This is a genomic window from Sediminihaliea albiluteola (genome assembly GCF_014077625.1).
Taxonomy (GTDB): Bacteria; Pseudomonadota; Gammaproteobacteria; order Pseudomonadales; family Halieaceae; genus Sediminihaliea; species Sediminihaliea albiluteola.
In genome coordinates this window covers 373,200-386,702 of sequence record NZ_JACFXU010000013.1, presented here as the reverse complement: position 1 = coordinate 386,702, position 13,503 = coordinate 373,200, and the positions used below count along the sequence as shown (strand labels likewise).

The 13,503-nt window shown below is 54.5% G+C and carries 11 protein-coding genes; 5 read left to right on the top strand and 6 right to left on the bottom strand.

What is annotated here, in order from left to right; all coding sequences use genetic code 11:
* The first annotated feature begins 5 nt into the window (after positions 1-5).
* Positions 6-893: a LysR family transcriptional regulator gene (locus H2508_RS02770; protein ID WP_182168861.1), complete on the top strand. Its 888-nt coding sequence runs from the start codon at positions 6-8 to the stop codon at positions 891-893.
* Here the strand turns inward: H2508_RS02770 and H2508_RS02765 are convergent, their stop codons facing one another.
* Positions 894-1,358 (bottom strand): PaaI family thioesterase, encoded by a 465-nt coding sequence (locus tag H2508_RS02765; protein WP_182168860.1) that lies wholly within the window; start codon positions 1,356-1,358, stop codon positions 894-896.
* Between the two features lie 16 nt (positions 1,359-1,374).
* Complete coding sequence (locus H2508_RS02760) at positions 1,375-1,830, bottom strand: flavodoxin (RefSeq protein ID WP_328799297.1); 456 nt, start codon at positions 1,828-1,830, stop codon at positions 1,375-1,377.
* 180 nt (positions 1,831-2,010) lie between these two features.
* On the opposite strand from H2508_RS02760, the gene H2508_RS02755 reads away from it, so the two are divergent.
* On the top strand, positions 2,011-3,030 hold the full coding sequence (locus tag H2508_RS02755) for an NADP-dependent oxidoreductase (RefSeq protein ID WP_182168859.1): 1,020 nt from the start codon (positions 2,011-2,013) through the stop codon (positions 3,028-3,030).
* Positions 3,031-3,362: 332 nt separating this feature from the next.
* On the opposite strand, the gene rlmKL is transcribed toward H2508_RS02755, so the two are convergent.
* The 4 genes from rlmKL to H2508_RS02735 are packed head-to-tail and all read right to left on the bottom strand — an operon-like array spanning position 3,363 to position 8,257.
* Entirely contained in the window at positions 3,363-5,564 is a 2,202-nt protein-coding gene (gene rlmKL / locus H2508_RS02750; RefSeq protein ID WP_182168858.1) for a bifunctional 23S rRNA (guanine(2069)-N(7))-methyltransferase RlmK/23S rRNA (guanine(2445)-N(2))-methyltransferase RlmL, read from the bottom strand.
* A 30-nt stretch (positions 5,565-5,594) separates the two neighbouring features.
* Positions 5,595-6,365 carry a helix-turn-helix domain-containing protein gene (locus H2508_RS02745; RefSeq protein ID WP_182168857.1) on the bottom strand — a complete coding sequence of 257 codons (771 nt, stop codon included), beginning with the start codon at positions 6,363-6,365 and terminating at the stop codon, positions 5,595-5,597.
* A 54-nt stretch (positions 6,366-6,419) separates the two neighbouring features.
* Positions 6,420-7,559, bottom strand: a complete 1,140-nt coding sequence (locus H2508_RS02740; protein WP_182168856.1) for a hypothetical protein — start codon at positions 7,557-7,559, stop codon at positions 6,420-6,422.
* Entirely contained in the window at positions 7,556-8,257 is a 702-nt protein-coding gene (locus tag H2508_RS02735) for a hypothetical protein (protein ID WP_182168855.1), read from the bottom strand. The genes H2508_RS02740 and H2508_RS02735 overlap by 4 nt, the downstream gene beginning before the upstream one ends.
* A 253-nt stretch (positions 8,258-8,510) precedes the next feature.
* On the opposite strand from H2508_RS02735, the gene H2508_RS02730 reads away from it, so the two are divergent.
* The 3 genes from H2508_RS02730 (at position 8,511) to H2508_RS02720 (ending at position 13,417) form a co-directional block, all read left to right on the top strand.
* Entirely contained in the window at positions 8,511-9,395 is an 885-nt protein-coding gene (locus H2508_RS02730) for an LLM class flavin-dependent oxidoreductase (RefSeq protein WP_235964759.1), read from the top strand.
* 193 nt (positions 9,396-9,588) lie between these two features.
* Positions 9,589-12,195 (top strand): pyruvate, phosphate dikinase, encoded by a 2,607-nt coding sequence (gene ppdK, locus H2508_RS02725; RefSeq protein ID WP_182168854.1) that lies wholly within the window; start codon positions 9,589-9,591, stop codon positions 12,193-12,195.
* A gap of 37 nt (positions 12,196-12,232) precedes the next feature.
* Positions 12,233-13,417: a pyridoxal-phosphate-dependent aminotransferase family protein gene (locus tag H2508_RS02720; protein WP_182168853.1), complete on the top strand. Its 1,185-nt coding sequence runs from the start codon at positions 12,233-12,235 to the stop codon at positions 13,415-13,417.
* Positions 13,418-13,503: the final 86 nt, after the last annotated feature.

The following is a 13,503-nucleotide window of genomic DNA, read 5'->3' as shown; positions in this document are numbered from 1 at the left end:
TACCAATGTACAGCCAAAACCTCCGCGCCTTCCTCGAAGTCGCCAAGCACAAGTCCTTTTCACTGGCCGCCGAAACCTTGCACTTAACCCAGCCGGCTGTGAGCAAGCGCATCGCCCTACTAGAGCAGCAACTGCAGTGCAGCTTGTTCGACCGCATCGGTCGCCATGTCAGTCTGACAGAGGCCGGGCAAGCCCTGCTGCCCCATGCCAATAGCATTATGCAGCAGCTGCTCGATGCGCAGCAGGCGGTGCGCGATTTATCAGGCGAGGTGGCGGGCCAATTGCGTCTGGCCACCAGTCATCACATTGGCCTTCATCGCCTGCCACCGATACTCCATGAATTCAGCAAGCGCTTTCCTGCGGTTCATATCGATATCGATTTTATGGATTCGGAGCAGGCCTACGATTTAATCATGCAGGGACAGGCGGAATTAGCCATTGTCACCTTGGCGCCTGCTAGCGACAGCAGCACAGTGACCCTGCCAGTTTGGACCGACCCGCTGGACGTTATGGTGGCTCCGGACCACCCCCTAGCCAGCCTAGCCCCCTGCCCTTTGGAAAAACTCAGCGAACACGCCGCCATTTTGCCAGGACTCAATACTTACACAGGACAGATCGTCAAAAAACTCTTCGACCAGCACAACCTAAAGCTGCAAATCTCAATGGCCACCAACTATCTGGAAACCATTCGCATGCTCGCTGCAGTAGGTCTAGGCTGGACGGTATTACCCCGCAGCATGTGCGATGACACTCTGCGCCCGCTAAGCGTAGAGGGCATCAGCATTGAGCGCACACTCGGCTTGGTGTACCACCGCAACCGCAGCCTGTCGCGGGCAGCGCAAGCCTTTATTGATATCTTATTGCCAGATGTACAAACAGAAAAGCCGGGCTAATCACTTCCTCGCCAGTGCACCAGCTGCTTTACCCCTTTTCCAGATACCGTCGTGGTCGGGAACATAAAAGGTGCCGTTGAAACGAGCGATAATGAGCTCCCCGTGAGTAATTACGCCGCTGGCGAAGCCAAAACGACGTTTCATCGTCACGCTAGTCACATCGGCTTGCAGCCACTGACCCGCTTTGGCCCCATTAACAAAATCAAAACTCAAGTTTATCGTTGGTGTGCCACCTTTCGTGCCCATCGCGTGATTGACCCCAGAGGCCGCGGCAACGTCGGCAAGTGTCATTAACACACCCCCGTGACAGAGCCCCATGACATTCAGGTGCTGCTCGGCCACGGACAAACCAAAACTCACCAGATCGTCGTCAATACGGCGATACAGCGGCTGTAAAGAATCGGTATAGCCTAAACCAGCTGGAACTGGCTCAAAACCTTCCGGAGGATTTACTGACTGAGACATAGTTTTCCTTGTTTATTTAAAATATCCCCATTGCCAAACCCGCGGCGAGACCTTGCCCCAATTCGCGGCACTGTTGCCGATGCCGGGAGTCAACCTCACCGCGACAAATCAGTGGCGGTGTCGCTTCAGTAAAAGGGATGCCTGACAAAACCCTCTGTGCTTGGCGCTCAGCATTGCGACCATCGTTGCCCGCACTTAACACCAGCGCATAGGGCAAAACTAGCTGCCGCTCAATGGCAGGATAAAAACAACGGTCTAGAAAATCTTTCATACTGCCAGCCAAGGCAGCGGAGTTCTCTGCTGCTACCAATGCCAAAGCATCAGCCTCACACAAATCCTCAGTGCCACAATCCCAAGCGCGCTGTACTTTAACGCTCACCGAACCCTCGTCGAGCGCCCCGCGCCACAGCGACTCGGCAAGCTTAGCGCTAGCACCACTTTGTGTGTGATAGACAATCAGCAATTGCTTCACTGTTGTAGACTCCATTGCACTGCCCACTGAATATCGCCCAAGGGATATTGGGCGCTAAGGGATTTGAACACAGGCCAGAGCGCAAGTCATGCCATAAGCGGGCCCCTAGCATCAAGCCCAAGTTAAATGATGTAATATCCCGAGCAACTCCATAACAAGCAATATTTGATAAGGACAATAATGAACAACAATCGACAGTGGCTCCTCAAAGCCCGGCCAGAAGGTATGATCGGCACCGAACATTTTGAATTGGTGACAAGTGCTATCCCAGAGCCCGCAGCCGGACAAGCGCTGATTAAAACTCTCATGCTCAGCTTCGACCCGGCGATGCGAGGTTGGGTCGAGGATGAACCCTCCTACCTTCCACCGGTGGCCATCGGCGAGCCAATGCGCGCCAGTGGCGTGGGCCAAGTAATACGCTCCAACAACCCCGAGCTGCCAGTGGGCAGCTTAGTGCAGGGCATGCTTAACTGGCAGGAATATAGCCTGGCCGATCCAAGTTCAGGCTGGATGCCGCGCCCTCTACCAGCTCAAGTTACCCCCTCAATGGCACTGAGTGTACTCGGTGGAACAAGCCTGACAGCCTACTTCGGCTTGCTAGAGATCGGCCAACCGGTCGCTGGCGAAACCGTATTAGTATCAGGTGCTGCTGGAGCGACCGGCTCTGTCGTAGCGCAAATCGCTCGGCTTAAGGGCTGTCGCGTCATCGGTATTGCGGGCGGTGAAGAAAAATGCCAGTGGCTGCAGCAAGACTGCAAGATCCCCGAGGTCATCGACTACCAAAAGCAAAACCTTAAGGACGAGCTCGCGCGCCGCTGTGCCGACGGCATCAATGTGTTTTTCGATAACGTCGGCGGCGATACGCTAGAGGCCGGCATTGAGCACATGGCCGACTTCGGCCGCATCGTCATGTGCGGCGCTATTTCGGGCTACAACGACGCCAGCCCCGCCCCAGGCCCCCGCAACATGATGAAAGTCATCACCCGGCGACTGCGCCTGCAAGGCTTTATCATGATGGACTTCATGGATCGCATGGAAGAGGCCTATCGCGATTTGGGACAATGGGTTGCCGCCGGAGAGATTGCTTGGCGGGAGGACATTCAGCAGGGTTTCGAAAACATTCCAAGCACTCTGCTGCGCCTCTATGACGGCCGCAACCAAGGCAAGCAGCTACTGCAGCTAGCCGAGCCAAGCCACTAGCGCAAAGTCATAGACTGACAGCATTAGTCGAGGCAAATCAGCTAGAACTAGCTGTGGATAACTTTGGGGGTAAGTCTGGATAAATGCTCAGTAATGAGCATCCCAGCTCCCCTTCAAGAGCCTTGGCCACTGTGCTTTCAGCGGCCATAAGGGCTTAATAATCAATGACTTAACATTAAAATCATAGCTTCTTCTGTGCTCCTGCCTAGCACTCCCCGCTAGGCAGGCATAATGTGGACAGAGCCAAGTCCAGCAGTTTGTAGACACTTACCGGCAAAGCCTCACAAATACAGCATCAGCGCTGCTAGAAGCAGCCAAGCAAAGAATAACAATCAGCTTTTACTGCGATGCCTGAAGCGATAACAAACATGTATTTTTGGGTTGCGCTGAAAGTCCGGATCGATGGTCTGTCGAGTGATATCTTCGCAGTCGAAGGCCTCTTGCAGCTCCGGGTCTAAGTGAAAGCCCCGGCGATTATTAGAAAAATACAATTGCCCGCCCGGTCGCAAGCAGGCCATAGCAGCCCGAAGCAAGTCAGCATGATCCCGCTGTACATCAAAGCTATCATCCATCGCTTTTGAATTTGAAAAAGATGGGGGGTCGAGCATGATCAGATCAAAGCGCTGATCGCAGTGCGACAACCACTCCATGCAATTGGCTCGCACAATGTGGTTGCTGTTTTCGCCCTGACCGTTATGCGCCAAATTACTGCGCAACCAAGCTAAATAAGTATTGGATAAATCGACACTGGTCGTCGAGCGAGCGCCTGCCACAGCAGCGTGTACCGTGGCACTGCCGGTGTAACAGAACAGGTTGAGGAAATCCTTAGCCTTGACCTCAGCGGCAATACGCCGTCGCAGCGGACGATGATCTAAGAACAAACCGGTGTCGAGATAGTCCTGTAAGTTGACCAGCAACTTGACCGCCCCTTCTCGCACACTGAACATTTCACCTGTAGAAGCCTGCCGCTGATATTGCTCGTTGCCGCGCTGACGCTGACGCAGCTTGTAAGCGATAGCCTCCCTAGGCAGGCCTAAGGCCTGAGGCAAAGCCGCCATTACCTCTTCCATACGGCGCTGAGCAGCTGCCGGGTCAACATCCTTAGGGGCTTGATATTCCGCCACATGGACCTGCTCGCCATAGATATCCACTGCCACGGCGTATTCAGGCATATCCGCATCGTAGAGACGGTAGCATTCTATTTGTTCGCGCCGCAGCCAAGACGACAAGCGCTTGCGGTTTTTGCGGATGCGGTTGGCAAACATCTGCGCCCCATCACTGAGCTCCGTCGCTGTGCCGCTAGCCGCAGCAGAAGCCGAAGCAGTAGGACTTGGGGAGTCTTTTAGTCGGTTATTGTGCAGATCAAATAACAACAAAGTCGAGGGGATGGCGCCGTTGTACAACTTGTACTGCTTGTGGCTACGCAGACCTATGGCCCTAGCTAAATCTAAATCTGAGGTGAATATCGCTGCCTGCCAGTGATCAAACTCGCGTTTCATCACCTCGCCCAGTTCGCGGTAGAGATAGCGTAAACTGTCTTTTTCGCCGAGGCGCTCGCCGTAGGGTGGATTGCAGATCACCAGCCCTTCGGGAAGAGCTATGTGTGTCGGTTTTTGCAACTCACCCAAAGGTTTGCAGCTCACTCTGACAGCTTTTTCTAAGCCTAGGGCTGCGCTGTTTTCCTGTGCCCTACGGATCACTCGCGGATCCGCATCGTAGCCGCGCATTTCGGGTAATTGCCGCGCCCGGCCATGCTCGGCACGACTGCGAGCATCCGCCAAAATCGCCTGCCACTGCTGGCGATTATGACCCTGCCAATTCTCAAAACCGAAACGACCGCGCGACAGTGCCGGCGCAATATCAGCGACCATCATTGCCGCTTCTAATAACAGAGTGCCGGAGCCACACATAGGATCAATGAGGGCGCCGCCACGGGCTGCCATGCCCGGCCAATCAGCGCGCAGCAGCAAAGCCGCGGCAAGGTTCTCTTTCAATGGCGCGGCGCCAGCTTGGGACCGATAACCGCGGCGGTGCAAGCTGCCGCCGGCCATATCGAAAGCTACCATGGCGCGATCGCGTGATAGTCGGATATTAAAACGCAAATCTGGATCTTTGCGCGCTACAGAAGGCCGCTGGGCCTGCTGATCCTGAAACCAGTCGACTATGGCATCTTTACTGCGCTGGGCACCAAACTGCGTGTTGCGAATTTCTCGGTTATCGCCAGTAAAATCAATGGCAAAAGTCTGCTTAACATCCAGCCACTCGCCCCAGTTAATTTGGCGCAGACCGCTGTAGAGCTGATCAGCTGTCGCAGCCTCGATAGTGGCCACTGGCAAGAGCACACGGTTGGCCAAACGGGACCACAGGCAAGCCCGATAGCCAAGGGCTAAAGGACCATCAAAATACACTCCGGCCACTGTTTCACGAACACTGCTGGCACCCAGTGTCTGCAGCTCATGGGCTAAGAGCCCCTCTATTCCCTTAGGGCAAGTAGCAAACCACTCGCGCTGGGCTGTTGCACTCAACTGCGCCATAAACTGCAAAACCTAGTTGTGGATCTCATACTATTCCTTATCACTGCTGCGCGCTTTATTGCGCTGCTGCTTGGTTTTTTTCCCAGCGGATGTACTGCGCTGAGTCTTTGTTTTAGCTTTGGCCTTGGCTTTGGTTTTGCTCTTCGTGTTGCTTTTAGTTTTGGCTGCTGCCGGGCTGCGCCGCTGCACTGTATTGGCTTCTTTTTCCCGAGTCATCACATCCAGTACTAAATTTGAAGAACTCTCCATGTAATCTATAAAACGCTGGAACTCATCGTCGCTAAAATCACGCAGGACATCGTGCTTGCGATACAGATTGGTAAAGCGCCGCTCTCGCTCATAGTGTTTAGGCAGCGCCATCATGCCCCAACTTTCTAGGGTTTTTTCCAACTGCGGGTTATAGGTACGCAGAAACTTCAACAGGAAAGGTATCGGGTCGTGGCGGGCCAGCAGCGAAGCACTGCGCAGCACCAGCTCCAGTGGCATAATCTTATCACCGGACTCGACCTCCTCCAGCACCTCCTTATCAGACAAGCCGAGGCTTTCAGACAAGTCTTTGAGTGACAAACCCGCAGTTTCACGAGCATCTCGCAGAAAATGCCCCGCTTCTGCCATAGCCTCTAAACGTTCGGGCTCCAAGCTATTGAGCAAGGTGTTGCGCAACCAGGTCTCACCGAAAATCGCTGTCAGAGTGGCAGTATTACGCGCCAGCTCTAAAGTCCCCCCTGCCACTTGACCACTGAGGCGCATCAGGGAATCGAACAGCGTGTCCGAACTATCACTGCGTGTATCATCTGCCATGATTAAAAGCCTCTGCCAACTTGGGCAATATATTATGAGATAGTACCGCGATCATCACAGCTTATCTTGGCCCCTGCTCTGCCCCGTTTCCAGTGAAAAAATTTGCCGTAAAATTGCGCGCCACTCATCATATTGGGACTGTAGACTGCCATTAAGTCGAAACACCCGACCACTTGCCTCTAAGACCGTGGGGGTCACTTCATTGTTAAAGCCCTGAGCCAACTCTTGCAAGTCCTGTTGTTGGATTTTGCTCCATTTGAAAGCGTTGTAACTCTGCTGCAGCGCCGCAAAAGAGCCCCTGCGACCGGCTCTGTCCCGCTCCAACAAACGCTGCTGGTAATCCCGCATATACTGAGCTTGCTCACGACCATATTGCCGCCACAGATTGTAGGTAGGACGCATCGTTTCAAATAAGTCCAAATACTGTTCGTCGACAGTATCAATGAACAGATGCTCATGATTGCGTATACGCTGTACCCGCAGCAACATTGGGTCATCTGCAGCGGGCAGGCGCAGAAGCTGATAGTAGCCCGCCTCTGTCCTAGTCAGATACCCACCAAAAGCCTCCTCTGACAAAGTCGCGGCGTAACGCAGCATAGCCGTGTGCCGCAGCGCCACTAGGGCACTGTGCTCAAGTGCTTCGAGTTGCGCCAGCAAATCGTTGGCGATCTGGCGATAGAGATCAGCAAAAGGATCAGCGCCCTCAGCGACCGGGTAGTCAGCATCTTCAGCTCGATCGTAATAGCTGCGGTTTAGCCACTGCCGCCCACTTGCGTCCACCGCTTCCAGTTGCAACAGCAGATGCTCGCCATCGGAGTGCAATATAGTGGCAGTAATTTGCAACTGCGCCGAGGGGTCGGGCTCTGGCAGCACTCTGATCACCCCCCAGGCGCCGGTATCCATCAGGGTCTGTCGAAGTAGCACGGGTAAATAACGCGCTTCAGCTTTACGGATTAGCGGAAACAGCCCCCGAGTACCCTGCACAGTCACAGCCTCCGGCAAGCCGGGATCAAAAACCACGAGCGAGATATCCAGCGCAGTCTCTTCAGCCAAACTCTGCCTTAAGTGCAATTGCACCTCGCCCACTGGCATGGGCCAAGCGCTGTCAGCAAGCGCTTGCTGAGCTAAAGGCTCAGGCTCACTAGCGCAGGCTATTAACAATAAAGGCAAGACCAGCAACACTAAGTACTTCATTGTGACTCCGTGCTACAAACTCGGCCTTTAGTCAGGGTCATTTTACAGTGATAACCGCGACTGCCTGGATCAAAGCGCTGATAAACTCTATTTAAAGTAAAGGGCATCGATACTTGGTCTGAAACAAGGGTAGTGGCAATATTCAATTGCTGGCGATCGCTGCTTAAGGTCAGCAGATGCCGAATACTCAAGCCCTCCGGTAGCAGCAAAGTAAAAGCCAACTGATGTCCCAGCCAGCCGCAGCGCTCACGGCCTAGCGCTGAATCGAGGCGGTAGGCCTGTTCTCCCACAAACTGACAGTCAAGCGCAAAATTAGCTTCCCGTTTAACTAAAATACCCTGCTCATCTTGTTTGATATGCAGAAGTGGCGACTGGGTAATCAGATCTGCCATCCGCGCCAAAGCAATCAGCGAGTCAGCATCATGGCTCGATGTAGCTAAGTTAATTTGCGGCCCAGCCCTATCACTGACTGGCGGCCGACTGCGCTCAGCCTTTTTCCGCAGCTCACGAAACGTGCTGTTAAGCCGCGCTTGCAGCTGGTCACTCTGGGCGTAGTTCAGTTCCCAGTCACCACTAAAATTAATAGCTTGCTGACTCTGTGCACTGAGCCGCATGGGGGTTTCAGTGCAGCCACTGACAGCTAGTGCCAACAGCAAGAGCAGTAAAAAGAGGCATTGGCTAGGATAAGTTATTTTCATTAGCTGCTAGTGTAACTCAGCCACAGTGTCACGCCCTAAAACCATTGCCACAATAAGCTGATCTGAGCCCAAGCCAAACGGAATGGCTAAGCAGAGCGGCGCTTGTGCGACAAGTTCAGCAGGGCTAATACTCAGAGTGAATCAGAGCTTCAGCAACTGGTATACCAATCTGTACAGCTAGCGGCGCAGAAGTCTTCAGGCTAGGCCATAATTAACGGCTGTCCATCACTATAAGTCTAAGGAACTACAGCCTATGAAGATCGGAATTTGCCTACCGTATATGAAAGCCGGCCTGAACCGCGAGGACTACCTGGCGTGGTTTAAGCGCGTCGATGAAGGCCCTTTTCACAGCCTGTCCTGTGGTGAGCGCGTCCATGGCCCAACTTATGATATGCGCGCCCTACTGTCGGCAGCTGCCATTGCTACCAGCCGAGTAAAGATAACTCCGACACTCTACGTGCTGCCTATGCACAGTGCCGTTGGCGTTGCCAAAGAAGTCGCAACCATGGATATCCTATCGGGAGGCCGCATGGAGCAAATCTGCGTCGGCTACGGCGGTCGCGCCCAAGACTACCAAGCCATGGGACAGAGCATGAAGGGCCGCTATCAACGCATGGACGATCAAGTCAAAACGATGCGCCAAGTCTGGGCTGGAGAAGAGGTTATTAGTGGCGCCGGCTCTATCGGCCCAACGCCCACTCAGCCAGGTGGACCGAAAATACTGGCCGGCGCTTTGGGCCCCAAAAGTATCGCCCGATGTGCCAAATGGGCAGACGGCCTCTACGCCTGGTCGGGCAATGGTGAAAAGCATGAGCTGGCCAATGCCTTTGCCACTGCCGATAGAGCATGGCAGGAAGCTGGGCGCAGCGAGAAACCCTACCGGATGGGCGGCTTCTGGTATTCACTAGCAGATGATGCTCAATCTCGCCTTTATGATTACGTCTACAATTACTTAGACATCGCGGGGCCAGAGATTGCCAAAGCCATGGCCCAATCAGTCACGCGCAGCAATGCTGAGGCCCTGCGCGAAGCTTTGGATAATGCTGAAGCAGCAGGTTGCGAAGAATTATTCCTAGTACCCGCCACAGCCGATCTCTCTGAAATCGACCGGCTCTGCGAGATACTCGAAAGTCGCTGAGCAAAGTGTAGTAATTCTACAAATTTGGCGATACGGTGGGCTAGATTCACGCCGTATCGCCGGCTAGCGTGTAGTGATACTACAAGTTGTTGATATTACAACCTTTTTTATCACGCCAGTGCTCCCGCCAAAGGCCGTAACTCTATATACTCGCGGCGATTGAAATACGACCGTGTCACTACTTGGAGATTCCATGGCTAAACGAGTGTACTTGTTCAACGAAGGCAGTAAAGACGACCGCGATCTACTCGGTGGTAAAGGTGCCAACCTCTGTGAAATGACCAGCTTGGGTTTACCGGTGCCCTACGGCTTTATTATCACTACCCCCACCTGTCGCGAGTTTTTTGAATCGGGCAACAAACTGCCACCGCTGCTTGAACAGGAATATCGTGTGGCGCTGGACCTGGTGGAAAAGGAAATGGGCGCCCGCTTTGGTGACCCAGAAAACCCACTGCTGTTCTCAGTCCGCTCAGGTGCTGCAGTGTCGATGCCCGGCATGATGAACACCGTGCTGAACTTAGGCTTAAACGACGAGATCGCCGCCGGCCTAGCAAAGAAAACCGGCAATCCGCGCTTTGCTTACGACAGCTACCGCCGCTTTATCCAAATGTTTGCCGATGTGGTCATGGAGGCCGGCGGCGAGCAATTTGAACACGAAATTGAAAAATACAAAGCAGCCCACGGCAAGACACTCGACACGGAGATGAGCGCCGAGGACTGGCAGGAAATCATCCGCATTTATAAAACCCTCGTGGACTTCCCTGAAGACCCCTTCGTACAGCTCAAAATGGCTATCGAAGCCGTGTTCATGTCTTGGCACACCCCCCGCGCTTATGTCTATCGCGAAATGAACAACATCCCAGAAACCCTGGGCACCGCTGTTACCGTTCAGGCGATGGTGTTTGGTAACTTCGGTGAAGACTCAGGTTCTGGTGTCGCCTTTACCCGCAACCCCTCTACCGGTGAAGCGCAATTTTTTGGCGAGTTCCTATTCAACGCTGCCGGCGAAGATGTTGTTGCAGGCATCCGCACCCCTTTACCGGTATCGGAACTCAAGGTGCGCCAACCACAGGTGTACGAGGAGCTGTACAAAACCCAAGCCCTACTGGAAAAGCACTACCGCGATATGCAGGACTTGGAGTTTACAGTCCAGGAAGGACGCTTTTACATGCTGCAAACACGCAGTGGTAAACGCACCGGCCGTGCATCGGTAAAAATCGCTGTCGAAATGGTCCGCGAAGGCTTGATCACCGAGAGCGAAGCCTTGATGCGTGTCTCCCCCGAGCACGTTGAAGCTTTCCTACACCCGATGGTCGACCCTGCAGAAAAAACCAACATCGTTGCTACCGGCCTGCCCGCCAGCCCCGGCGGTGCCACTGGCAAAGTGGTGTTCTCCGCCGAGGAAGCGGTAGAGGTTGCCGCCCAAGGACACAGCGTCATCTTGGTGCGCCGCGAAACCACCCCGGAAGACATCCACGGCATGAAGGTCGCCGCCGGTATTCTCACTGAACTGGGCGGCATGACATCACACGCCGCTGTCGTTGCTCGCGGCATGGGTGTCTGCGCCATTACCGGCTGCAGTGCGCTGAAAATTGATTATGCCGCCGGCACGGCAACCACCAAGGAAGGTACCGTTGTTAAGCGCGGCGATATCATCACTCTCGATGGCACAGCCGGTGATGTCATGCTCGGCGATATCCCGAAAAAAGAAGCCAGCTCCAGCGACGACTTCCAGACTCTGCTCTCTTGGGCGGACAAGCACCGCCGTCTAAAAGTGCGCGCTAATGCCGAAACCCCAGAGGATGCAGCCAAAGCACTGGAGCTAGGCGCCGAGGGTATTGGCTTGTGCCGCACCGAACATATGTTCTTTGAGGCCGAGCGCATTGACGTGATGCGCGCCATGATTCTGTCTGAGACTAAGGAAGAGCGTCAGGGCTACCTCAATCAACTGCTGACCTTCCAGCATGATGACATGCTGGCCCTGTTTAAAGTGATGGATGGCCTGCCGGTCACCGTGCGCCTGCTAGACCCACCTCTGCACGAATTCCTGCCGCACAATGATGATGAGATGGCAGCCCTAGCTAAGCGCATCGGAAAGCCCGCGAGCAAAATCCGTGAAATCACCGAAGGATTGGCCGAGGTCAACCCAATGCTCGGTTTCCGCGGCTGCCGGCTCTCGGTGGTGTACCCAGAAATTACCGAAATGCAAGTCAAAGCCATTATCAGCGCAGCAGTCGATGCAATCGAAGAGGGCTACAAGCCACTGCCTGAAATCATGATCCCACTGGTCGTCAACGTTCGCGAAATTCGCTTGATCAGTGAAATCATTGACCGCGGCATTCAAGCGGTACTGAAAGAGAAGCACGTCTCTGTGCCCTACCGTATTGGCACCATGATGGAAACGCCTCGGGCAACACTTGGCGCCGACCGCTTGGCTAGCGAAGTGGAATTCATGAGCTTTGGCACCAATGACCTGACCCAGATGACCTACGGCTTCTCACGGGATGACGCAGGCAAGTTTATCCCGCAATATCTGGAGAAAAAATTGATCGAATCTGACCCCTTTGTGTCTCTCGACCAACGGGCTGTAGGCCGCTTAATGGAAATGGCTGTCGACGAAAGTCGCGCTCGCAACCCTAGTATTAAGTACGGCATCTGCGGTGAACACGGCGGTGACCCGCGTTCAATTCAGTTCTGTCACGACCTGGGCTTGGATTACGTGTCCTGCAGCCCCTTCCGAGTGCCTGTTGCCCGCATTGCCGCGGCACAAGCCAAGGTCAAACACGAGCTGGGCAACTAAGCCCAGCTCCACGCTTTAACCGACTTAGAGGCGCCCCATGACCAGCAGCAGTTTTTTCCCACCCCAGCGCACCCTGATGGGCCCCGGTCCCTCGGATGTCCCAGCCCGTGTACTGGCGGCACTTTCTCGGCCGACGATCGGCCACCTGGACCCGCTGTTTGTGTCCTTGATGGACGATATCAAGAGCCTTTTACAGTACGCCTTTCAAAGCGACAACGCCCTCACCTTGCCAGTCTCAGCACCCGGCTCCGCCGGTATGGAAGCCTGTTTCGTCAATTTGCTGTCCCCTGGCGATACGGTGATTGTGTGCAGCAACGGGGTATTTGGCGGACGCATGATAGAAAACGTCAAACGCTGTGGCGCAAACGCCGTGGTGGTTGAGGACGAATGGGGAAAACCTGTGAGTGTCGACAAAGTTGCCGCGGCCTTTGAGCGACACCCCGAGGCCAACTTACTGGCTTTCGTGCACGCTGAAACCTCTACTGGAGTCTACAGCGATGTGGCTGCGCTCTGCGCCTTGGCCAAGCAGCACAATGCCCTGAGCATTGTCGATACCGTCACCTCTCTGGGCGGCATGGAGCTTCGTGTCGACGCCTGGGGCGCCGATGCGCTGTACTCTGGCACCCAGAAATGTCTGTCCTGTGTACCGGGCATATCACCGGTCACTTTCAGCCCGGCCGCTGTCGAGCGTATTAAACAGCGCAAACACCCAGTCCAGAGCTGGTTTCTCGATATGCAGTTGGTAATGGGCTACTGGGGCGGTGAATCAAAGCGTGCCTACCACCACACCGCTCCTGTCAATGCGCTTTACGCCCTGCATGAATCCTTATTAATGCTCAAAGAAGAAGGCCTCGAAGCCGCTTGGGCGCGTCACCAACTCAACCATCAAGCACTCGTGGCAGGCCTTGAGGCTATGGGCTTAGAAATGGCGGTTGATGCGGCTCATCGCCTGCCGCAACTGAACTCGGTGCGCATTCCCGAGGGTGTAGATGATGCCGCAGTACGCAGCGCGCTACTCAATGAGTTTGATTTGGAAATCGGCGCGGGCTTAGGTGCACTGGCTGGTAAAACTTGGCGCATCGGCCTGATGGGGCACAGCAGTAGCGCGCGCCATGTCCTAATCTGCCTGGCAGCACTAGAGTCTGTGCTACATGATCAGGGCGCTAAGATCCGCACCGGCCTCGCTCAAGCAGCCGCCAAAGCGATCTACGCTAAGGGCTAAACGGCCTCCTAGCCATTCCCATCCACATGCCAGCGCGCGCTGTAATTGATCACAGCGCGCTGCTCTCCACCTAGATCAGTCTAGTG

Excerpts from the sequence above, each read along its gene's own strand:
- ppdK (WP_182168854.1), top strand. The coding sequence starts at position 9,589 with ATGGCTAAACGAGTGTACTTGTTCAACGAAGGCAGTAAAGACGACCGC.
- H2508_RS02765 (WP_182168860.1), bottom strand. The coding sequence starts at position 1,358 with ATGTCTCAGTCAGTAAATCCTCCGGAAGGTTTTGAGCCAGTTCCAGCT.
- H2508_RS02735 (WP_182168855.1), bottom strand. The coding sequence starts at position 8,257 with ATGAAAATAACTTATCCTAGCCAATGCCTCTTTTTACTGCTCTTGCTG.
- rlmKL (WP_182168858.1), bottom strand. The coding sequence starts at position 5,564 with ATGGCGCAGTTGAGTGCAACAGCCCAGCGCGAGTGGTTTGCTACTTGC.
- H2508_RS02770 (WP_182168861.1), top strand. The coding sequence starts at position 6 with ATGTACAGCCAAAACCTCCGCGCCTTCCTCGAAGTCGCCAAGCACAAG.
- H2508_RS02740 (WP_182168856.1), bottom strand. The coding sequence starts at position 7,559 with ATGAAGTACTTAGTGTTGCTGGTCTTGCCTTTATTGTTAATAGCCTGC.
- H2508_RS02720 (WP_182168853.1), top strand. The coding sequence starts at position 12,233 with ATGACCAGCAGCAGTTTTTTCCCACCCCAGCGCACCCTGATGGGCCCC.
- H2508_RS02730 (WP_235964759.1), top strand. The coding sequence starts at position 8,511 with ATGAAGATCGGAATTTGCCTACCGTATATGAAAGCCGGCCTGAACCGC.
- H2508_RS02755 (WP_182168859.1), top strand. The coding sequence starts at position 2,011 with ATGAACAACAATCGACAGTGGCTCCTCAAAGCCCGGCCAGAAGGTATG.
- H2508_RS02745 (WP_182168857.1), bottom strand. The coding sequence starts at position 6,365 with ATGGCAGATGATACACGCAGTGATAGTTCGGACACGCTGTTCGATTCC.